The 23,137-nt window shown below is 33.9% G+C and carries 16 protein-coding genes and 1 tRNA gene; 5 read left to right on the top strand and 12 right to left on the bottom strand.

From position 1 onward, the window contains the following. Positions 1-36: 36 nt before the first annotated feature. From EF513_RS06785 to EF513_RS06775, 3 genes are all read right to left on the bottom strand, one after another. On the bottom strand, positions 37-684 hold the full coding sequence (locus EF513_RS06785) for a phosphoribosyltransferase (RefSeq protein WP_125216642.1): 648 nt from the start codon (positions 682-684) through the stop codon (positions 37-39). A 35-nt stretch (positions 685-719) separates the two neighbouring features. Continuing rightward, positions 720-2,036, bottom strand: a complete 1,317-nt coding sequence (locus tag EF513_RS06780; RefSeq protein ID WP_125216641.1) for an erythromycin esterase family protein — start codon at positions 2,034-2,036, stop codon at positions 720-722. 174 nt (positions 2,037-2,210) lie between these two features. After that, positions 2,211-4,274, bottom strand: coding sequence for an FAD-dependent monooxygenase (locus EF513_RS06775; protein WP_164503860.1), 2,064 nt, complete (start codon positions 4,272-4,274; stop codon positions 2,211-2,213). Between the two features lie 190 nt (positions 4,275-4,464). Here EF513_RS06775 and EF513_RS06770 point away from each other — a divergent pair, with 190 nt between their 5' ends. Then, entirely contained in the window at positions 4,465-6,693 is a 2,229-nt protein-coding gene (locus EF513_RS06770) for an ankyrin repeat domain-containing protein (RefSeq protein WP_164503859.1), read from the top strand. 719 nt (positions 6,694-7,412) lie between these two features. Here EF513_RS06770 and EF513_RS06765 read toward each other — a convergent pair. From EF513_RS06765 to EF513_RS06735, 7 genes are all read right to left on the bottom strand, one after another. Further along, positions 7,413-8,168: a hypothetical protein gene (locus EF513_RS06765; protein WP_125216638.1), complete on the bottom strand. Its 756-nt coding sequence runs from the start codon at positions 8,166-8,168 to the stop codon at positions 7,413-7,415. 680 nt (positions 8,169-8,848) lie between these two features. Next, positions 8,849-9,634 (bottom strand): succinate dehydrogenase iron-sulfur subunit, encoded by a 786-nt coding sequence (locus EF513_RS06760; protein WP_125216637.1) that lies wholly within the window; start codon positions 9,632-9,634, stop codon positions 8,849-8,851. A gap of 18 nt (positions 9,635-9,652) precedes the next feature. Next, a complete protein-coding gene (gene sdhA, locus EF513_RS06755) occupies positions 9,653-11,449 on the bottom strand; it encodes a succinate dehydrogenase flavoprotein subunit (RefSeq protein ID WP_125216636.1) in 1,797 nt (598 codons plus the stop codon). 18 nt (positions 11,450-11,467) lie between these two features. Continuing rightward, positions 11,468-11,866, bottom strand: a complete 399-nt coding sequence (gene sdhD, locus EF513_RS06750) for a succinate dehydrogenase, hydrophobic membrane anchor protein (RefSeq protein ID WP_164503858.1) — start codon at positions 11,864-11,866, stop codon at positions 11,468-11,470. Between the two features lie 14 nt (positions 11,867-11,880). Continuing rightward, the gene (sdhC, locus tag EF513_RS06745) at positions 11,881-12,285 is read right to left on the bottom strand and encodes a succinate dehydrogenase, cytochrome b556 subunit (RefSeq protein WP_125216634.1); all 405 of its coding nucleotides are present in this window, start codon (positions 12,283-12,285) and stop codon (positions 11,881-11,883) included. Positions 12,286-12,361: 76 nt separating this feature from the next. Beyond that, on the bottom strand, positions 12,362-12,838 hold the full coding sequence (locus tag EF513_RS06740; protein ID WP_125216633.1) for a hypothetical protein: 477 nt from the start codon (positions 12,836-12,838) through the stop codon (positions 12,362-12,364). 35 nt (positions 12,839-12,873) lie between these two features. Beyond that, entirely contained in the window at positions 12,874-14,085 is a 1,212-nt protein-coding gene (locus tag EF513_RS06735; protein ID WP_125216632.1) for an MFS transporter, read from the bottom strand. A gap of 80 nt (positions 14,086-14,165) precedes the next feature. On the opposite strand from EF513_RS06735, the gene EF513_RS06730 reads away from it, so the two are divergent. The 4 genes from EF513_RS06730 (at position 14,166) to EF513_RS06715 (ending at position 21,534) form a co-directional block, all read left to right on the top strand. After that, positions 14,166-14,254: transfer RNA gene (locus EF513_RS06730), tRNA-Leu, on the top strand. Positions 14,255-14,272: 18 nt separating this feature from the next. Next, positions 14,273-15,067, top strand: coding sequence for a metal ABC transporter permease (locus EF513_RS06725; protein ID WP_125216631.1), 795 nt, complete (start codon positions 14,273-14,275; stop codon positions 15,065-15,067). A gap of 112 nt (positions 15,068-15,179) precedes the next feature. After that, positions 15,180-20,432 carry an autotransporter domain-containing protein gene (locus tag EF513_RS06720; protein WP_125216630.1) on the top strand — a complete coding sequence of 1,751 codons (5,253 nt, stop codon included), beginning with the start codon at positions 15,180-15,182 and terminating at the stop codon, positions 20,430-20,432. A gap of 628 nt (positions 20,433-21,060) precedes the next feature. Next, entirely contained in the window at positions 21,061-21,534 is a 474-nt protein-coding gene (locus tag EF513_RS06715; RefSeq protein ID WP_125216629.1) for a hypothetical protein, read from the top strand. 111 nt (positions 21,535-21,645) lie between these two features. On the opposite strand, the gene EF513_RS06710 is transcribed toward EF513_RS06715, so the two are convergent. Together EF513_RS06710 and recR are read right to left on the bottom strand one after the other, a co-directional pair. Beyond that, positions 21,646-22,515, bottom strand: coding sequence for a CvpA family protein (locus EF513_RS06710; RefSeq protein WP_125216628.1), 870 nt, complete (start codon positions 22,513-22,515; stop codon positions 21,646-21,648). Between the two features lie 6 nt (positions 22,516-22,521). Next, entirely contained in the window at positions 22,522-23,121 is a 600-nt protein-coding gene (recR, locus tag EF513_RS06705; protein WP_125216627.1) for a recombination mediator RecR, read from the bottom strand. Positions 23,122-23,137 lie beyond the last annotated feature (16 nt).

Below are 23,137 nucleotides of genomic sequence, written 5' to 3'. Positions count from 1 at the left end.
TTTATGTTAATAAATTTAATGAAAAGTAATTATAAGCTAATCGTTTACTGCAGTTGGGTTCTCAAGTAATTTTATAACTTCCTCATCGCTAGTTTGAGAAAAATCCTGATAAAATTGTCCTACTCCATAAAAGACCTCAGGAACATCTAAACAAATAACCTCATCTACTTGTTTTTTTAGTTTTTCATAAATATCTTGTGGAGCGATAGGAGTGGCAATAATTATTTTTGCAGGATGTTCTTCTTTTAATGCTTTAACCGCCACCGAGATGGTTGCACCCGTTGCAATCCCATCATCTATAAGGATAATAATTTGATTTTTAATATTAGGGAAAGGTTTACCGCTTCTATATAATTCATTGCGCCGTTGTAATTCTTGCTCTTGCTTTGCTACCTCCCGCTTAATATCTTCTGGTGTAATGGAATACATCTGAATTATATCTTCATTAAAGATAATATGGCCACCTAGGGTTATAGCTCCCATGGCCAGTTCTGAAGAACGGGGTGTACCCAGCTTACGCACTATAAATACATCAAAGGGGATATTTAATGACCTAGCAACCTCATGAGCAACCGGAACACCTCCTCTAGGTAAAGCAAGTATCAAAGTATGATGCTTGCCTACATAATGTCTTAATTTACCTGCAAGTTTTTTTCCTGCATCTTCCCTATCTTTAAAGAACACTAAAAACCTCTCTTTGATAATTTCCTTTATACAATCTAAATTCCTGAAGGAAAGGTTTCGAATACTTCTCCCTCATGCCAGATGGCAGTAGTTTCTAAAGGCCTCACCGCTTTTGTTGCATCTAAATAAATGACCACATCAAATTGATTTGCCAGATCTGCATAAAAATAATGGCTCCCTCTTTCAGTTTGTGGGCGGTAAATTACTCCTATCGCTCGTTCCAACATATTATTTGGTATTAAATTAGCCACCTTTTCATCTTTTAAATTTAGCATAAATCTAGGTATATTGAGCTTATGAAAATAAGCTTCATAGCTATTATGGATAGCAGGTCTCACGTATTTACGCTGTGCTATTCCATCCCAACTTGAGGAAGCTGTAACAGTTCCTGAATAAGTCAAAAATCCAATATTAATAGTTTTATTTTTGTATTTTTGCCGTGCAAGCTGCCCTATATTTAATTCCCCTCTTTTTCTACCCATTTCTGTAGCTCTGGCATCACCTATATGAGAATTATGTGCCCAAACGGCTATCTTGGCAGGACGCAATCTAGTTATCGTTAAATGTTTGCTTAAAGCTTCTAAAGTCTCAGCCATGTGAGTATCTCTAATATTCCATGAGGTAACATCATTACTAAACATTGATCTATAATATTTTTCGGCATTTTTAATCAGCCTTGCATTTAACTCAGCATTAAACAGCTCGTCTTCTTTAAGGCCTTTTTCTTTTAAAGATTTATAAATATTGGTATTTAAATCGATCAATTGCTCAATAACTGCGTCTTCACAAGATTTAGTTATACCAAATACACTGGCATACCCATAACTTTGCAAATCATGTTTAAAATGATCAAAACAAGCATATCGTTCTTTAGCTCGGTTAGCAGCCTCTGTATCCACGTTTTCTAGAAATTTAATTATTTCCTGTATAGAGGCCTCTAAACTATATAGATCAAGTCCGTAAAAACCAATTCTTTCTGATTCTGTTAAACTTAAATTATAATCATATAACCAATCTATAAACTCTATGATAGTACTGTTACGCCACATCCAGGTTGGAAATCTTGTAAACCCCTCTAAGGCTGCTATGCTACTTTTAACATTACTCTTACCTCTAACATACTGATTAATGGCATAAGTATCTGGCCAGTCTCCTTCTATAGCAATTGTATTAAAAGATTTTTCTATAATCAATCTTTTAGTCATTTCAGCCCGGTGTTGATAAAATTCCTCTGTGCCGTGGGTAGATTCGCCGATTAGTACAACTTCAGCTTCTCCTACTAGCTCCATAAGGGCATTATAATCTGAATGGTGGTTAGGAAATTTTATGCAATATGCTTGTAACTCATTCATTATAACTGAGAGATTTTTAATATTAACACTTTCAGTGTAATTAAATATAATGTAATGAGTATGGGTAAGTTAATTAATTTATATCAATAAAGAAGAGCAAAAAATTAAAAAATCAAGCACATATCTAAACTAATGACCTATGCTTAATAAGACAATATAAAATGATTTAATAGCTTACATAGTTCTGTTGCTATTATTTTTAGCTTTTTGAAAAAGAGAAGATTGAGTTAGCGATGATAATATATCGGGCTCCATATCTTTGGCTCTTTTAGTAACCATTAGAGATTCCTTAAAAGTTTTAGATTCAGTTATAAGCTGGTTACATCTACTGTTTCCATTGTTACCTTCTGCAACTAATTCTACAACTTGTACTTGTTGTCCATTCTTAGTAAGATTTGTTATTTTTAAAATATCTAAATTACCACTATTTTTGCTATTTAGAAACTTCCCATCTTTATCCATTCTATTTATTAGTAAAAAGCCTTGAAAGTTATTGGGTATTTCAAACTTTATTTGTGAGCTATGTTGATCAATGTTAAGCTTTACTTGAGTTGTTGAAGAAATAAATTGGTTTTCTATAGTAGCTTCGATAGTTTCTTTCATTTTATTGAGGTCATTGATTAAGTTGGCACCTTGGTCTTTTACTTTATCGTTATTACCATCCTTTAAGGCTTGTAACCTATCCTGCATAGCAGCTGATAAAGTTTCTTCAGCAATAATCATAGGTAGCAACCCTTTTTCGCTAGATTTAGGAGGTTTAGAAGGCTTGCTTTCTTTGTTATCTTGCGCATCTAGGTTAATTATTTCTTGATTATTTTTTTTACTAAACTTAGCAATAACTGCTTTAATCGCTTTAAGAGGCTTACTGAGCACAAAAGCAGCCATCTTCACAAGGATCAATGCTTTACTTTCTCTTCTAATACCATTCATCTTTTGATCAGCCACAGCTAATTCTTTCTGCTGGTATTTCAGCATTTCCTTAGGTAATTCAGTTAGTTTAGTGCTTTTCTCTCTATTTTTTACCATTTCATAAGTGCTTTTAGTAAGATGTCCGGCAGCCTGTAGGCCGTTATTTACACCACGAATGAATATTAGACCTACAGCAGCATCCCCAATAATATTAAAAAGCTTATTATTCTTTACAGTAACCATCTCTTTTGCTTTATAAACTTGCATAGGAATGGTTGCTATTTTTAAAGAGCCAGGGACAATATTTTTTGCTCCTATAGTTTCATATATTCCTTTCTCTATAATTTTTTTTGCTTCCCCTTCAGGAAGATCTTTCAAACTGCTATAAGGATTTTGTAAAGTTCCCATTTCTTTACCATCACTACCTTTATTGTTCCGCAGTTCATTATAAACATCTTCATTAACTAATATATGAAGTGTAGCAACTTTTTCTTTCCCTTCTGTCCAGATATTTAGTTTACCAGTTTCTAACGTAGGTAAAATTGTTCTACTAAGAAAATCACCTATAGTCTTAGCAACTATTTGGAGTTTTGAAGATGCAGGAGTGGTATTTTTATTTAAATCTAATTTTATTTCAATTAAATGCTGAATAACTTCCGTTTGAGGTTCAGGTTCTTTAAAAACCTGCTCTCTAACTTTGCTGTGTGCACCATCTGCTCCTATAATCATTTCAGCATTGGCAAGAATTTTTTGCAATTCACTTCTTTCAAGTTCAGCAGGTAAAGTTTTATTACCCATTGCTTCCGCTAGAGATTCATCAGTTAGAGCATATTGCTCGCCTTTTAAAAATTTTACTCTGCCATTACCTATTTCAACAGCTTTATCTTCAAGCATTTGTGATATTTTATTAGTTGCAATAAATTTACTAATTAACTCACCTTGAAAATTTTTCTTTAAAAACTGCTTGGCCTTACTAGTATTATCTAATAAGGTTTGAAAATGAGTTATGGATTCTTGGTCACCCCCTTTTTCTGCTGCTTTTAAAGATTTTTTAGCATCACGTTCGATTTGGCTTATACTGCTATTTACATCAGTTATGGTTGAATTCCAAATATTTAACCCGTGCTTTCGGCCATATTCAATACGCTTCTCTAATACAATAATATCTTTATTTGGAAAGCAGCTACCCATTAGCAAAGCTGTTAACGAACCAACAGGCCCGGCACCTGCTATAACTATGCTTTGATCTTTTTTGTCGAGATGTTGCTCAGTTGCTAAAGTACCCATAACATACACCAATATTTTTGCTGATCTAGGTAAGTATAACATAAACAATTAAGTAAATAAAATAATTAATTAATTTACTCATATTAAATAAAAATACAATTAGTAACTTTGAAAAGCATTTTCGAGCAAATAAGCATTTACAATGTATTAATAAATGTTAACTTATCTCCTAAACAGTCAAATTTAATATAGTTTTTATAAACTAATACTTAAAATTTAGTAGGTAATGTTAATGTCAAGTTCTAGCAATTCTGATTTCAATTTCAATCCAGATCAACATTATTTAAGAAAGCCCTCTTCAACTTCAAATTTAATGACTATTTTTCAACAATGTACAGAAGAAAAATTAGAGAGCCCACGCCCAATCCCTACCGAAGCAGCTAATCACAAAGGTAAGCACAAACGTAATAATGTACATTTAAGCGATATTCCTATACAAGGGGAAGCGCTTGCTAAACAAGCTTCTGAGGCAAATAATAAGCAACAGACCCACGCACGTACAGCTACTGATATTAATATTCATAATCTTGAACAGTTAATAAGAAGCCAAGAAAACGATGATGTTATAAATGATAAAGTAATAAAAATATTAAACACGCTATCATCCATAGCTCAAGAGTTATTATCTTATGATCATATGGCTTATGCCGCTTTAAAGGGCAAAAAAAACACTGCTCTAACTTTAATGCAAAAAATTTTACCTCAAGATGCAGATAATATAACAAAACTAAGCTATTATCTTTGTGCAGGAGATACTGAAAAAGCACTAAATTTAATTGCTAAGAGTGATGAAGATAAACCAAAGAAATTTGATGTTAATAAGATTTTAGATCAAGATAGCCAGCAAACTGCATTACATATAGCTGCATTTTATGGTCATGAAGATTTGGTAACAAGGTTAATTGAAGAATATAAGGCGGATGTAGATATTAAAGATATAAATCTTAATACAGCACTTCATCTTGCTACCCGTTTCAATCATACTAATGTTGCCTCTTTGCTAGCCCGTAAGGTAGCGAAAATAGATGCTCTTAATAACACTAATTTTACTGCCTTAGATCTGGCTGTATATCATGAAGATGATAAAACCGCAAATGCGATAATTACAGTTTTAAAAGAAAAACTAAGTAGTGAGGAACTAGCCAAAAACTTAGATTACGCTCTACATATTGCTACATCTGATAGTAAGCTACACAGTATGGTAAGATTATTAGTGAATAGTGGAGCAAAATGTACTTATAAAGATAACCAACAATGTAATCCATTGCATAGAGCATTCAAGTTACAACAACAAAATACCGCTGAGTTCTTAATTAACAATGGTGCAAATGTAGAAGCAATAGATGGTCTTGCTCAAACGCCATTACACTACGCTGCAGCTTATAATTTTGAGACAACAGCTAAATTAATAATGCAAAAAATAAATCCAAATAATGTTGATCCATATGATATAAAAGGATTTACACCATTATATCTAGCAGCACTTTTAGGAAATTTAGCGTTAGTAAAAATTTTATCTGAAAATGGGGCCGCTTTAAATGCTCTTACTAAAGAGAAAAAAGGGAAAAAAGCGCAAACTGCCCTACATATAGCAGCAAGTAAAGGCCATACTGAGATTGTGTCTTATTTAGCCTTATTACCCAATATAGACCCAAGTATACTTGATTACGCTCTGAGAACCGCTCTTCATAAAGCTGCTTATTACGGAAAATTTGAAGTAGTTCGAGTTTTAACCACAGCGCCAAAGCACATTGATGTAAATATTCAAGATAATGATGGTTGGACAGCTTTACATTATGCTGTAAAGAAAGGTCATACAGAAATAGCAAAATATTTAGTACAACACTCTAAAGCTAATATTAATCTAAAAAATCACAAAGGTAAGATAGCTTTTGATTGTATATCAGATTGTAAGGATCAACTAAAACACAACGAGCTTAGAGATTTATTCAATTCGTTATCAATAGCAAGTAATACAGCATTATCAGGGGGTAATAATAGCAATATTGTAGATGAGAACGCTATACCTGCTGCCGCAGCTTCTTCTAAGATTGCTGCCTCTCCTTCTTCTAGTGGCGCAAGCAGAGCAATAAAAGAAAGCTTAGCCGCTTCTTCGAGCAAAGATCAAAAACCTGTTATTATTACTACAGCAGGAGATAAGCCTTTAACAACGCTCGCTAGTAAGCAAAATAATAAAGATGATAAGTGGCAGACCGCTTTAAATTTTACTAAAAAATATATTTTACCTTTAGTTGCTATTGGAATTGTATTATTTGTTTGTTATAAAGTTTATAGTTTTAAATTAGCACGAAAAAATAATTTAATAACAAAAGATTTAATTTCCAATCCTAACATTTCAAGTAATGGTTTAACTAGCCTGGCTAACAAGCATGGAATTGCTAGTTATACACAAAAACTTTTAATTGGCGCACAAAACAATATAGGCTCTAAAAGCTTGTAAATTGGATTTTTTAGTTTCTTATTTATAAGATTGTTGTGATATTAAGAGGGTATGAATAATACTCTCTTAGCACATCTTAATAGTATTAATATAGCAAAATCTTGTCTTTACAGCATCCTATTTTTATATTTATAGTAGAGCATCAGCAGATGTTTGTAACAAGAGCTTGATCTAAGTTTGTTACAATAAAATATGTTAATCAAAGGATAATAAACTACTACCCAAGCAAGTGACCCATTAATGTGGATTTCTTTAAAAATGGCACGCATCTACTGACTCGTCACTCACTGAATAATCTAGGTTTGCTCAAAAATATGCATTCATAATTATATTTTAATAATCCTGCAGTAACTGCAGTAGAAAGAAATATAAAGGGAAATTAGGCTAATTATATACTAACCAACCCGAACTTACACTGCAAAAAAATAACTAGGCAGCATATCTAAAACAGAAAATACTAGAATATAGAGAAATGATTATAGATAATAATCTGTCTCGATATTAAGATTAAAAGACATACTTAGCTGGTGATTTTAAACAAAGTAGCATAGCTATCGTTATACAGAGTGCCATAATAAAAAATCAATTTAAGCTAAAATAGCTTATTTTAGAGGAGGCTAAGTAAATGTATAGATTATACAAATGCAAAGCCTCAGCTAAAAAATAATTTATATATTAGTTTCAAGCATTGTGAATATATCAATAGCCTTAACTTAAAGTTATAAAGCAGTGGCTCGTGAAGATGAAGATGCACCATTTTGTTGAGCTGCAGCTTGCTCTGCGGCATGCTTTCTTAAAATACGTTGTGCATATTGTATAGTCTGCTTATAATCGTCAACCGTACTATACATATCATGATTGCGCGGTAAATTAGCAGGATCCATTAATACTGCATCTGAATTCTGAGAGCATACTCTTTGTTCTATATGGTTTGGATGGCATCCTATCTGTCTAATCTTTTTAAGCTTATTTTTTATTTGCTTATTAATAAAATTTACCATATCTTTTCGCTCTAAATTCTCAACCAAACTTAGGTCGCCAGTGGTATTATTATACCACCTAACACCTAGTGTGGCGATAGAAGCAACTATAGAAAATGCTGTACTAGCAATACTAGCATAACTTATCATCTTACTAGCTAATTCAATTATCACTTTAGCTTTTGAGTAAGTTTCCCTTGAGGTCCTTATGGTTTCATATGTTTGTTGAGCATTATATGCAATTCCCAAGGCAGCCCCAGCAACAGCTCCCGCTTTAGCAGCCTGCTTTCTATTTGCTTTAATTGCATTAACAGTGTTGTTTGCTATCAAAATTTTTTTAACCCCGTTATAGTTATAATAGCTCTGGTTTTCTTTAGCTTTCTGTAATATTTTCTCTACTTTAATTAATCCTAAGACATTAATTTTATTATTATATTCACGTGAAAAGTTATCAGCTGATGCTGTAATTAACATTCTTATTTGTTCATCCGTCATTTTTTTCTCTATAAATTAAATAGTTAACTAAAAGTATATATTCTGACAGTGGTTATCATTTGTAACTAAGAACAATTTGTTGAGATCTTTGCATCTTTATATGATTAAAGCTTCTCTAGTGCCTATTTTATCTATCTCATGCTATATAATTTCTTGAATTTGTGCGCTTCTCTTATTTTCTTCTCGAGTCTAATAATAATTATAACAAAAATTTAATGCAGCAAAAAGCCCTGCCTCCACATAGTTGAACGTACATCATTTCTTTGGTAGGCTTTGTCATTCAACACTGTTACTACACTAGAGTGGATATTATATAACTAATCTACCTTCTGTTAAGCATTTTTTAACTTATTACACACCAAACAGTTAATATTCTTTTTCTATATTTTTATTAAAAAGCAATTTTGCTTACTTTCTATTGTTTTTGCTAAAACTTCTCTTCTACTTCTGTTCTATGAGTAGTGTGATTTTATATCTGCTAGCTTGAAAGCGATAAAGATTTCACTTAAGTATTGAGTACAACATTGATTTCATTAAAAATACGTGAAAAATAAGCTATTTTCACGTGTAGGTTGTATATATTTATCTGAATGAGAGATGTTTTAAAAAATTGCTAAATAAAAAAAAGGAGCTATTGCTAGCTCCTTTCCTTATAAAAAGACTTATGATCTTCTATAAAATTAAAGTCCTTGTCTTTCAACCATCATCTTTTTAATTTGAGCAATAGCTTTAGCAGGATTTAATCCTTTAGGGCAAGTATTAGTGCAATTCATAATAGTGTGGCATCTATATAGCTTAAATGGATCCATTAACTCATCTAGTCTTTCACCAGTACCTTCATCTCTTGAATCGGCAAGCCACCGATAAGCCTGGAGCAAAATAGCAGGACCTAAATATTTGTCACCATTCCACCAATAGCTTGGGCAACTTGTTGAGCAACAAGCGCATAGAATGCACTCATATAAACCATCTATTTTTTCTCGATCTTCAGGTGATTGTAATCTTTCACGATTGATAGATGCTTGGGTATCCACCTTAAGCCATGGCTCAATAGAACGATATTGTGCATAAAAAGTAGTTAAATCAGGAACTAAATCTTTTATTATCGGCATATGAGGAAGCGGATAAATTTTTACATTTCCTTTAACATCATCGATAGCCTTGGTACAAGCTAAAGTGTTAGTTCCATCAATGTTCATTGCACAACTGCCGCAAATTCCTTCACGGCATGAGCGTCTAAAAGTCAAAGTTCCATCAACATGCCCCTTAAGGTATATCAACGCATCTAACACCATTGGACCAAAGCGTTTTTTGCTAACTTTAAAAGTATCTAACCGAGGCAATTCCCCTGAATCTGGATCATAACGGTAAATTTTAAACTCAGCAAGTTGGTCGCCTTCTTGATCTATAATAAATTCTTTACCCTTTTGTATTTTAGAGTTTTTGGGTAACGCTAATTCAACCATAACACAACCTTATTTTAATTAGTAAACTCGTTTTTTTGGTGGAACTGGTTGAACTTCACTAGTCAACGTAGTTAAGGTTACAGGCTTATAATCAATTTTAACCTTGCCTTGTTCATCGATCCACGCAACAGTATGTTTCATCCAATTTTCATCATCACGTTCAGGACAGTCTTCCCTTGCATGCGCCCCCCTACTTTCTTTACGATTTTCAGCACAATGCATAGTAGTTACAGCTTGAGGTAATAAATTAGAAAGTTCCAATGCTTCAACCAATTCACTATTCCAACATAAACTACGATCAGAAATTTTTAGATCTTCAAATTCCTTATAAACTTCATCAATCAATTTACAACCTTCAGCAAGAGATTCTTGAGTTCTAAATACTGCAGCATGATTTTGCATCACTTTTTGCATTTTTTCACGTAAAATTACGCTTGGTGTGCTACCATTGCTATTACGTACTTTATCTAATCTTGCAACAGCATATTCACCATCTGTACTATTAAGCATTTTAGGGGTAGTATTAGGTTTTACAACTTCTTTAGCTCTTAATGCAGCAGCACGCCCAAATACTACTAAATCAAGTAATGAATTCGAACCTAAACGATTAGCACCATGGACTGAAACGCAGGCTGCTTCGCCTATAGCCATAAGTCCAGGAACTACTCTATTTTTATCATTCTCAGTAGGGTTGATTACTTCAGTATGATAATTGGTAGGAATACCTCCCATGTTGTAATGCACGGTTGGTAGCACGGGAATAGGTTCTTTAGTTACATCCACACCGGCAAAAATTTTAGCAGTTTCTGCTATTCCTGGTAATCTCTTGTGGATCATGTCCGCATCTAGATGGTTGAGATGCAAATGGATATGGTCTTTGCTGGCCCCAACTCCTCTACCTTCTCTTATTTCAATAGTCATAGCTCGACTTACTACATCACGAGAAGCAAGATCTTTAGCAGATGGTGCATAACGCTCCATAAAACGTTCACCATTAGCATTTACTAAATATCCACCCTCTCCTCTTACACCTTCAGTAATTAAGCAGCCAGCACCATAAATACCGGTAGGATGAAACTGCACAAATTCCATATCTTGTAAAGGAAGTCCTGCTCTAGCACACATTGCATTACCATCACCAGTTGAAGTATGAGCAGAAGTAGCTGAAAAATATGCTCTACCATAACCACCGGTAGCTAAAACTACTAAATGCGCACTGAAACGATGAAGAGTTCCATCAGCTAAATCTAAAGCCACTACACCTTTACAGCTGCCATCTTCATCCATGATTAGATCAATTGCAAAATATTCTATAAAAAATTCAGAATTAAACTTAAGTGATTGTTGATAAAGCGTATGTAAAATTGCATGTCCCGTTCTATCAGCTGCAGCACATGTTCTTTGAGCAGGCTTACCTTCTCCATAATGAGTGGTCATTCCCCCAAAAGGACGTTGATAGATTTTTCCTTCTTTAGTACGAGAAAAAGGCACCCCATAATGTTCTAATTCAATAATAGAAGGAATAGCGTTTTTACACATATATTCGATGGCATCTTGATCCCCTAGCCAATCTGATCCTTTAACAGTATCATACATGTGCCAGCGCCAATCATCCTCTCCCATATTTCCTAAAGCTGCACTTATGCCGCCTTGGGCTGCTACAGTATGGCTGCGGGTGGGGAAAACTTTCGTGATGCAAGCGGTTTTAAGACCAGCTTCGGCCATTCCAAAAGTGGCTCTTAAGCCAGCACCTCCTGCTCCTACTACTACCACGTCATAATAATGGTCAACAAATTGATAAGAAGATAATGTCATAAAAATTAATATCCTTATTTAAGCTAAATAATATTTAAAATGCAATCCCAAAACTGAAATAACTCCAGCTATAATAGTTATATAAGATACTAAATAAAGACCTGTTATTAAACCGCTTTTGATACATTCACAATGTACATAATCTTCAATGATAACTTTAATACCTAGCATACCATGATAAAGAGAAGCACTCATGAATAAAACCAATGCAAATGCATTTAGAGGACCCGCTATAACAAACACAATCTCTTCAAGATTACTATGAGCAATGGTAACTATAAAGTAAACTAACCAAAGACAGAGCGGTATCATTAGCACAGCTGAAAGCCTTTGGTGAATATAGTGACCTACTCCAGATCTAGCAGAACCCAAACCTCTAACCCGGGCTAAAGGAGTTATAAAAGCACTTTTTTTCATTATTTTATCCATTACTAATTAAAGAAAATATAGCAGCTGATGCCTATAGTTAATAAGATTGCCCCTATTATCACCAAATAGCCGCTTCTATATACAGATTTTAATTCAAATCCTTTACCTATATCCCAGAAAAGATGCCTAATTCCATTTAATAAATGAAAAAACATACAAAACATTACAATAATAATAGCAGTTTTAAGAATTTTGCCTAAAATATTGGCATTAAGTAAATCACTTATACTCTTTAAAACCTCCATGGCATCACAATAAGTTATAGCACATATAAGCCATACCAGTATGGTCATTGCCACAAATAATATAAACCCGGTAACCCTATGGCTAATTGATAAAATTGAGGTAATTTGTGGTCGATAAATTGATAAATGGGGAGAAAGCGGTTTATTTTGATATTTACTCACTACAACACCTAAATTAAATTTTTACTAAATATATTTAATAACTTCAAAAGCTTGATTTGCAGTTATTATAAGTTTTCTACTCTTTCTTATCAAGTGTTTTATGATGTGCTAGATACTCTCGAAAGGTACTTTTATCTATATCAAACTGCCATTCATGATATAACTCCATTTGTTCTTCTCGATAATATTCGATTTTCTTTTTAGATCTAAACACAAAAAAATTTCCCATTAAAGTAGGCAAACCCCAGATTAAAAGTAATCCAAGCGCTGCTGAAGAATATATTATTAACCAAATATGAACATCACCAAGCAAATCCCTAGCCTTGTTACTAGCAGCATCCCCAGAATTCCACAAATCAAGCAAATAAGGAAAAACACCTGTTAGATTAAAAGCGCCAATTGTATTAGAAGCAGCTCTAGAAAGCCTCCTATCAATCATGCAGGCTACAATAGTTGGCAACATTCCTACTAGAAAGAACAGAAAGGAATAGCCAGAAATTACTAAAGCTGTTGAACCCAAAACTGCTGCTAAAATATAAATTACCAAATACATCGCCTACCTATATAACAATAAAATTGTAATTTTAATTATATTGTCACAGACTCTTTGCTGTTAGGCAACATATTAAGCGCTAGCATTACTAGGCTTCCTATAAAAATACAGATAGCTACCGGCAGAATGGTGCCATTATAATTCATTGATACTACTACTAAAATGATTGCATTAAGTATCAGCCGATAAGTAGTATTTAACGAAGAGGCTGCTCCGCTATTTTGCGGATAGCAACTCATATATTCTACAAAGGCAAGATTCATTATAAACGAATAACCTATAGTAAATAAGATCATACTTAATGTTATTAGATTAGCATCAGTTGCAAAATTGAGAGCTACGATGATTAGCAAACTTGAGCCTAAGGTGGTAAGAAGGTGGCTTGCTGCTTTTACTATCTTAAAACCTAATCTAACAACTATCTTACCAGTAAATAAGCTACATAAAGCAAAAATAAACATTATTATTCCTTGATGGTAACCATAACTTTCTTGGCTTACATGTAAATTATCTACAAAGATTACAGATAAATTTACAATATAAGTTATAAAGACTGAAAGGCTAATACCTATAATGTTTAAATTCTTCATACCCTGAAGATTACTAAAAATACTATAATAATCTTGAAATAATCTTTTGAATTTCCACTTAGCTTTTTTCTCATCAGCTAAAGATTCTTCCATAAAAAACAAACTTAAGAAAAAAGCAATAATGGCTAAAAATAGAATTAAAATAAAATTCATACGCCAACCGTAATTAATATTTATATAATTTCCTACTATAGGAGCAATGGCTAAAAATATAGTGATTAAGCTACCTAAATAACCTGTGATTACAACCGCTTGCTTTTTATCATATAAGTCAAAAATCACGGCACTACATATTACAAAATAGCTACTACATCCTATTCCTTGAATAAATCGTGCTAAAAGCAAAATACTAAAGTCTGTAGTATTTACCGCTATAATTGATCCAATTAGAAAAAATACACCTGAAAATAATAATACTTTTCTTCTTCCTATAGTATCCGAAAGCGGTCCTACAACCCAGCTAGCAAGACAAATACCGACCATATTAATTGCAACCACCCAATGAATATCAGCAGGATTTATCCCAAAATAATCAATCATATTAGGGAAGCTCGGCACATTTATATCAGTTTCAAGGCAGGCTATAATTTCAAAAAAAGTTACTAGAAATAAAACAACAGTGTTTCGTAACCTTTTATTATTGATTTTTATAATCATAAAATATGTGCTTTAAAAAAAAGTTGTTTTGACAAGTAATTGTACATAATTTATAAACATTGTCTAAATCTTATTTGATTGCCCCAGTGGTGGAATTGGTAGACGCGGCAGACTCAAAATCTGCTGTTCTTTGCGGAACGTGCTGGTTCAAGTCCGGCCTGGGGCACCACCCCTTATTTAATATTGAATGTCTATTATTTTATTTCCAATCTTAATAAATTTGTTGGTTTCGTTGCTTACAGCTCCTATAGGATGTATCTTGATATGGAAAAGAATTAGCTACTTTGCAGATTATTTAGCTCATAGCCTAATGCTGGCCGTGGCGTTATCCATATTAATTGATATCAATCTCAATTATTTATTAATTATTTTTAGTATATTAATTAGCTTAATTATCATCAGCCTTAAAAATCAAACTTACTTTAAATTTGATCTTATCATTAACGTTATTTCCCCGTTTTTTCTGGCATTATCATTGATAATCTTACATTTTTATCCAAATAATATTGACTTATCTTCATATCTTTTTGGTGATTTGCTCGCCGTGAATAACAACGACATCATTACTATATCCATGCTAACTTTAGTGGTTTATTGCTGGTTGTTTTTTAACTGGAATAAATTGTTGCTAATAGTCATTGATGAAAATATAGCAGCAAGTAATGGCTTAAATATCCATAAATTTAGGCTAATTTATCTTACTATTATATCATTTACAATTGCTATGATTATTAAATTAGTAGGGATATTAATGATTACTGCTATTTTGATTTTACCATCGGCTATTGCTAGGATTATTACCAAAAATCCTTTTTCTATGTGCGTTGCCAGCTATATAATCAATGTTACAATCGCTACCATTGCTATTATTATATCTTATTATTCTGACTTAGCCATTACCCCTATTACTATCGTTTTATTATCATGTATTCTTTTTGCTTCTTTAATAGCTCAAAAAGTTAAGCAGATATTTCATCCTTAATTTATTTAGAAATAATAAAAATTTTTTATCTTGGTTAATTTTTTAACTTTTATAATTCAATAATTTATGCTAGAATGTTATTAATATATTAATACACTTTAGCGGCTTACAGATGAAATATTGGAGGATTAAGAAAGGGATAATTTATCTAACTACTGCACTTTACCTGAGCAGTGCTTCATCTGCTTTTGCCGCCATTACAATTGATACAGCCAATCATCCCAGCACTACGAATTTTAATGGTTCAGCTTTGAGCGCTACTACCGGCATAACAGTTAATCAAAAATTTATCTTGGATAATTCGTGGGGAACTAGCACAGGCTTTATTATAGCAGAACCCATCTATACTTTTAATGGTGAAGGGGGTATAGCCTTTGAGACCCAAACAGCTAACACAGGTGGAGTATGGCTTAGAGACACTACCACAGTTAAAGGCAGTATCGGTACTCTAGCTCAACCTTTAAACCATGTCGCCTTAGCAAAAATCTTTAATGGTACTGTAGGGGATATATACGTAACAACTGACATAGCTGGCGATCTTAGTATTGATACTAGTGCTTCATATAGTGGCAGTGGCAAATTATATTTTGGGCAAAGCGGCACTGCCACTACCATTCGAGCTACTAACTTTAAAGGGCTTTATAGTGACGCAGGACCGCAGCTATATACCAGAGGTAATGCCACTTGGTCTCCACATCAATATGCTATTGATAATCTAGGAGCCACTAAATCTACTATTACTGCAAGATATTTTAGCTTAGAAAATCCCAATGATAAGCTTACCTTAACAGGTGATTTGGTATTATTTCGTAATTTTCAAACTTTTGATAACACTAACACTTTAACCACTAATGGTAATATCACTGCAGAAAACCATACTACCTGGGGAGGTGTAGTAGGAAATATAGTATTTACAGCCCCATCTAATGTTAACTTTACTAATGATGCACTTGCCACGCAAGGCCTAAACAATATTACCACACAACATAGCAGCGGTAACGTTACTTTAAATTCTAACAGAAATATTAGCTCAATAGATATCAATAATACTGGTACTTTGATATTTCAAAACTCTATAAATATGACTGTAAAGCCAACAGCTACTAAGCTCGTTACCTTTAATGCTGATGGTATATTGGAAGTCAATACTACTTCTGGCAACTTTACTGCAACTGGTGGCGGGGTTAGAACTTCAGTCGGTAATGGTACCACCGGGACAGTAAAACTTAAACAAAATACATTTACGGGCAGCATTGGCGCAAATGGCGCTGCAATTAAATTATTAGAAGTGGCAGAAACTGCCAATTCAACCGTAGTAGGTAATATTTATGCTGCAACTACTGAATTTAAGGCAGATAATCAGCTGACTTTTAATGGCGCAGGTGCTGCTATCACTACTAACATTACTACTGGAGCTGCAAATACCGGCACCCTTAATCTAACAGAATCATCAACTGTTACCGGGAATATCGGCGCTACAAATCGGTTAAAACTCATCACCACTGGCGCAGCTAGCAAAACCAATGTGTTTAACGGCACAGTAGCTGCAACTAATATTACCAGCAACACCGGCACTTCTAGCTTTAATGGTGATGTTAGCATAACAGGGGGTAATATTAGCTTTACTGGTGACGGTATTATCAATGTAGGTGATGCAACAGTAACTAGTGCTATTAATACTGGCACAGGAAGCACTGGCACACTAAACATTATCGGTAACGGTACTGTTACTGGTAATGTTGGTGCTACTAATGCCCTTAAGCTGGTAACAGCAGGAAGTGCTGCTAAAACTGCTAACTTTAGTGGTACCATTACAGCGGATGATGTGACCATTGGTGCAGGTACTGCTAACTTTGCGGATGATATAACTGCTAGTATAAGCTTTACTGCCGATGGTATTATCAATGTAGCAGATACAGTACTACTCAATGGCACAGTAGATAGTGATGTCCCTAATGCCGGCACACTTAACCTGTTAGGAGATAATACCGTAAGCGGTAATATCGGTGCTACTAATGCACTTAAATTAGTAACTGGTGGTGCTAGCGGTAAAACTACCAATTTTAGCAATGCGGTAACAGCCACTACCGTTAATACCGGAGCAGGTATTTCCAACTTTGCAGGTAATGTGAGCGGTAACCCCAATTTCACTGCTGACGGTACTGCTGCATTTTTTGGTAGCGACATAGCTGGCAATATTACTACCGCTACCAACAACACTGGTACTGTACGATTTTATAATGCTTCAACCAACTCGATTACAGGTGATATTGGTTCCTCAGGAGCAGAACTTAACCAAAGTGTAGTACAAACTAGCGCCACTTTAAATGCTACTGGTAATATTTATTCAAATAGTATTATTTTAGAGAATGATAGTAATTTAAATGTTACGGGGAATATTGTTGTTACTGGAAACAATTATCAACATCGTAATGCTAATGCCACATCGACTATTAATGGAAATATTACTACTAAACAATTTTATAATTGGGATGTTGGTTATGGGAATTTAATTTTTACTGCCCCTTCTACTATAAGCCAAACCTTAGCAATGCATGCAAATCATTCATTTAAAAGCATTACGACCCAGCATGCTGCCGGCAATATAGCATTTAACCAAAGTATTAACACAGATACAATTAATATAGATAATACGGGTACTTTAATATTTCACTCTGGAGCAGATTTAACAAAAAATGGTACAGCTACAAAACTTGCCACCTTTAACGCAGATGGCATATTGGAAGTCAATACTACTTCTGGCAATTTTACTGCAACTGGTGGCGGGGTTAGAACTTCAGTGGGTAACGGTATTACAGGAACTGTAAAACTTAAGCAAAATACATTTACGGGCAGCATTGGTGCAAATGGCGCTGCAATTAAATTACTTGAAGTTTCTGAAACGGCCAATTCAACTATAGTAGGTAATATTTATGCTACCACTATTGATTTCAAGGCTGATCGCCAATTCACCGTTAATAGCGCTACCGTGGAAGGTAATATCACTACGACTGCAGGTAATAATACCGGCAGTTTAACTTTAACCGGAACTGCGAGCACAGTAACGGGAGATATTGGTACAAGTGGGGCAGCGTTAAAAACAGTAACTGGTGGTACTGGCTTTAATACTACTTATAATGGTGGAGTAGTTGCTAGCACCATTAATACCGGCGCTAATATTTCTAACTTTAATGGTAATGTAAGCGGTAATCTTAACTTCACTGCTGATGGTACGGTTAACATGGCAGGATCAATGCTAACCGGTAACCTAACCACTGCTACTACTAATGAGGGCACGCTTAACCTTACCGAGAGCTCTACTATTAACGGCAATATAGGAACCGGTGCTAATCTCTTAAAAATAATAAATGCAGGTGCTGTTACTAAAACCAATATCTTTAACGGAGATATCTACGCTACTGCTGTTAATTTTTCAGGTGATGGCGTTATTGAAATTGCAAATGGTAAAAATATCAACAGTGCTGTTACTACCAATGCTGTTAGCAGCGGTACTCTTAAATATCTCGGTAGCACTAACCTACTTGGTGATATTGGTACTGCGCTTAACCCATTAAAAGAAGTGCAGCTGCTAAGTGGAGCCGTTAGCTTTGCAAATAATGATATCTATGCTGACACGTTATTGATAGATGATACTGCCACTTTAAACATTGCCGGCACCCGTAATATTCATGGTAATGTTTTGCTAGATGGTACACTTGACCTTGGGAGTACTGTTGGTGATAAATTAATTGTATATGGCAACTTAGATGCAGGAGCAGATCCGCTTAGTACCTTTGTTAAGATTAAGAGCGATATTTCAGATAATACTTCAAGTGCTGCTTTAGGTCAGTTAGAAATAACAGGAAACATGATTTTACGCAGAACAGGAGTGCTTGAAATCTATAAAAGCTTAAACCCCATCGATAGTAACGGTACTTATGATTTAATGACAATACAAGGCAGCTTATTGGATGAAAATATGGTCCCTATCTCAACTGCTAGCTTAAAAGATAATTATCTAATTTCTAAAATTGCAACCGTTAATATTACCAATGTAAATAAAGTAGGCAATATTTATCAAATAACCTTACAACGTGATGGAAACGGGTTAGCAGGAATAGGCAATCCTAGTAAGAAAAACCCAGCTAAACAATCAGCCCTTGATACATTAGACGCAATATATAACAAATTATATACCGATCCTGATTATCTTGCCTCAGTAAATCCGGGATTTAAAACCGCTCTTGATCAGATAAATGCTTTAACCACTGATGAGATAGATGTGTTTATCAATAGATTAACCCCTGATGCCATGGGTAGTTTTGATAAATCCATTAAAGAATCAACTACCAATACACTAAACACGATCGCCAGCCGCTTAGATAGCATTATAGGCAGCAGCAGCTTTATGGGCTCTACTGCTGTTACCACCGGCTTTACTGCTACCAATGATCTCTATCATGCTATTATCCACGAAGATGATAATTTTTCTGAACTTAAAGAGTTAAATCTAAATGCAGAACCAACATCACATGGTTTCTGGATGCAAGGTCTTAGCAATTATATACGCCAGAAAAGCGTTGATAATTACAGCGGCTATACAGCTAGGAATAATGGTAGTATCATAGGTTTAGATACCCAGCTTAATGATTCAACCACCTTAGGTATTGCCCTCACCTCAACTAAAGTGATTACTAAGTTTAAAGAAGATAAGCTCGGTGACAATCTTAAAGCTAACATTAAACAAGCAAGTGTTTACTCTAAACATGAATTTAACCCTAAAACTTATCTGAATTTAATAGCTTCGCTCTCCCACATTAAAGCCCGCACCCTAAGCGTAAAACCTCTAAATGAACTAGCTACTGCTAAATTTAAAGCTAAACATTACGGGGTAAAAGGTGAACTGCATCACAGCTTAGCTCCAAGCCGTTATCTAACTCTAACCCCTTCAGTGTCACTTAATTATCAGCATTTGAATAAGCCTTCTTATACTGAAATTGGTAGTGTCTTTGCCAGAACTTATTCTAAAGATCAAGAGGATACCCTCAACTTATCGTTTGGTACCAACATGGCTTTACGTGAAGTCGCCTGGCAGGAGACTACCATCCTCCCTGAGGTTTATGCTAAAGTGAATTTCGATCTTATCCGCAATGATATCTCGGTTAATTCTTACCTAACTCAAGCGGGACCTATCGCCTTAGAAAATAGCCGCGGACCTAAATTACCAAGAACCGCTTTAACTCTAGGCTCTACCCTTACCTTAATTAATTGCAATAACTATAAATTTGCTGTCAGTACCGATGTCGAATTACGTAAAAACTTCTTCAATGTCGGCGCCCTCCTCAGATTTAAATTAGATTTTTGATCTGCTTGCTTTGCATCATACTTGGTTTTTAGGTATATTGAGATAGCATATAAAAAAGCACAACAAACAAGAAACTATAAAACTGATCTTCTAGGACAAAAGACTAAAAATAATATCAGTCTTAATATTAAGAACCTTGGCAATAGATGCAGGCAAGCACCCCTGCAGATAATAATATTATCCTTAAAGCCGATAGCTTCAGTAGCATTAACAAGATAAGATCATATCCAACAAGGGGTTAATTAATACTAATAATCTAGACTGGTAATTTTATGTATATAATTTTTTCAATCTAATTAATTATAATAGCTCTAAGGCAGTATTCAGTATTAATGGCTACTCTTTTGAAGTTTTATATAATTTTGCCTACACCCCAAATGCTACTACATCAAACTTTTTAAATGCACAGCATTAATATTATCAATATTGATCATATATATCCACCTCCTTTTTAACGTAATAGCTGGATTATTCTTACTGAATGCCAGCATAGCTTTAAATTAGGATCTCAGTAACCTTGTATTAATATTTCTTACTACAAATACAATTTCAGTTGCATATTGATTAATTTTGTGTTAATATTAAATTAAATGTTAATCTAACATAAATTATATAGAGATTTCTAACTATGCTAACTAAATGCCTTGTACAATACCAACCTACTAAAGATGATGATAATATGTCTTTCCCTAATGCTTTGCAAATAAGAAATGCCTTTGCTAGCATGGTTGAAAATAGTTTGATGGATCTCATGAACAATTTAATAGATAATATTCATCTTAACCCACGACAAAAAATGAAATATTATTCTTTATTAAATCAAAGTGGAAAATTCGATACAGAAGTAACCAAAGAAAGCTTTAATGATACAGAAAAGACTATGGTAAGTAGAATAGTTCTTACAAATGATACAAAAGAACGAGGAGATGACTTAGCTAATTTTGCTTCGTTAATTAATATTTTAAACAAATGTAATGAAAAAAATATTGATTTAACTAATGAAACTTATCCTGATATCTTAAAGAAAAGCGTTCAAAATAGACTTTTAAATAATCCAAATATGCATTATATTAACCCAGCAGTTTCTAGACGCTTAATTTAATTTATTCTATCGGGTCTCTATCTAATTTGCTTCAAATCAAATATAAGAGGCTAATAGCCAAGCAGGCCAGTTAAATATAAACTTAGCTGGCTGTTTTTTATTTTTTATATCTTAGTTATCTTCCAAATTAGCTTGCAGCTTATCCACCAGCTCTAAAATTTTTTTATGATCTTCAAAATCGATTTTATCTACAATTTTTTCATTGTAGTTAGCTAAAAAAATTTCAAGTAAAGATCTTTGCTTTTCTTTAGGCATACCATTAAATTCTTGAAGTAACTTTACGGCGTCTTTAGAAAAATCTTTATTGCCAAGCAGCTTATTGATTTTAGAAACAACATTTGATCTTTTAACTTCTTCAAGTTCTTTTTGACTTAAGTTACCATCATCAAGAGAAAACTCCTCACCGTGATTATCAATAATTACATCAATCACCTTTTGCCAGAAATTATTTGGCAGCATACTTATAATGATTTTACTATAGTTAAGCAATTGTGGCTCAACATGAGAATGTTGAATCCATTTAGGGGCTTTTTTTGCTCGATAAGAAAAAGTTGCTATTTTACTCTTCTCTTCTGGTTGAATTGCTCCGGTAAAACTAGTGATTCCAAAGAAAATACAGCAAACAATTACTACACCTCTAATTAAACCAAATAATGCTCCAAAGGTGCGATCTACAAACCCGCGATCAAGAAAACTTAAAGCTTTAATGATGTAATGCTTAATTATTGATAACACAATAATATTGATCATAAATAAAGCTATAAAAGCTACATATTCAGCTACCGAAAGATGGGCAATATATTTCCTAACTAACGGCACAAGCAAATAGGAAAAGTTAAAAGTAATAACCAAAGCTAGTATAAATCGTACTAATCCTAAAATGGTATTCAAAAAACCTTTAAAAAAAGCGAAAACAATTGAAAAACCAACAATAGCTAAACAAAAATAATCAAAGTAATTTAAAGAGATAATATCTACCATTGTTATCTACCCTTCCACATAGTTTCTAGCTTTAAGTGCCGCTGAGAGAGTATGTTCATCTAAATAATCAATCTCCCCCCCAACGGGTATACCATAGGCTAATTGCGAAATTTTAACATTATAAGGTTTAAGTAAATCAGTAATATAATGGGCTGTAGTTTTTCCTTCGATTGTTGCATTATTAGCAAGAATCACTTCTTCTATCTCGCCTTCAGCCACTCTTCTTACTAGCAAATCAATGCTTAAATGCTCAGGTCCTATACCATCAATAGCCGATAAAGTTCCACCCAAAACATGATACATGCCATTGAAAATGCCGCCTTTATCAATAGCCCATAAATCTCCAATTTCTTCCACAATACAAATTTGAGATTTATCTCTATTTTCATCAAGGCAAATTTGGCACGGATTATAAATATCCAGATTATTACATATCCGACAATGAACAACATTTTGCATTACTTCACCCAGCAAATCATGCAAAGGTTTCATCAACTTATAACGATTTTTTATAAGATGCAAAGTTACCCTTCTTGCAGACCGTGGACCCAGCCCTGGCATTTTAGCAAATAAAGTTATTAGCTGTTCAAGCGAATTAGACGACAATTATTTTCTCAAGTTT

Origin of the sequence: Rickettsiales endosymbiont of Stachyamoeba lipophora (assembly GCF_003932735.1) — a bacterium.
GTDB lineage: Bacteria > Pseudomonadota > Alphaproteobacteria > Rickettsiales > 33-17 > RICK01.
This window is presented reverse-complemented; position numbering and strand designations above follow the sequence as displayed.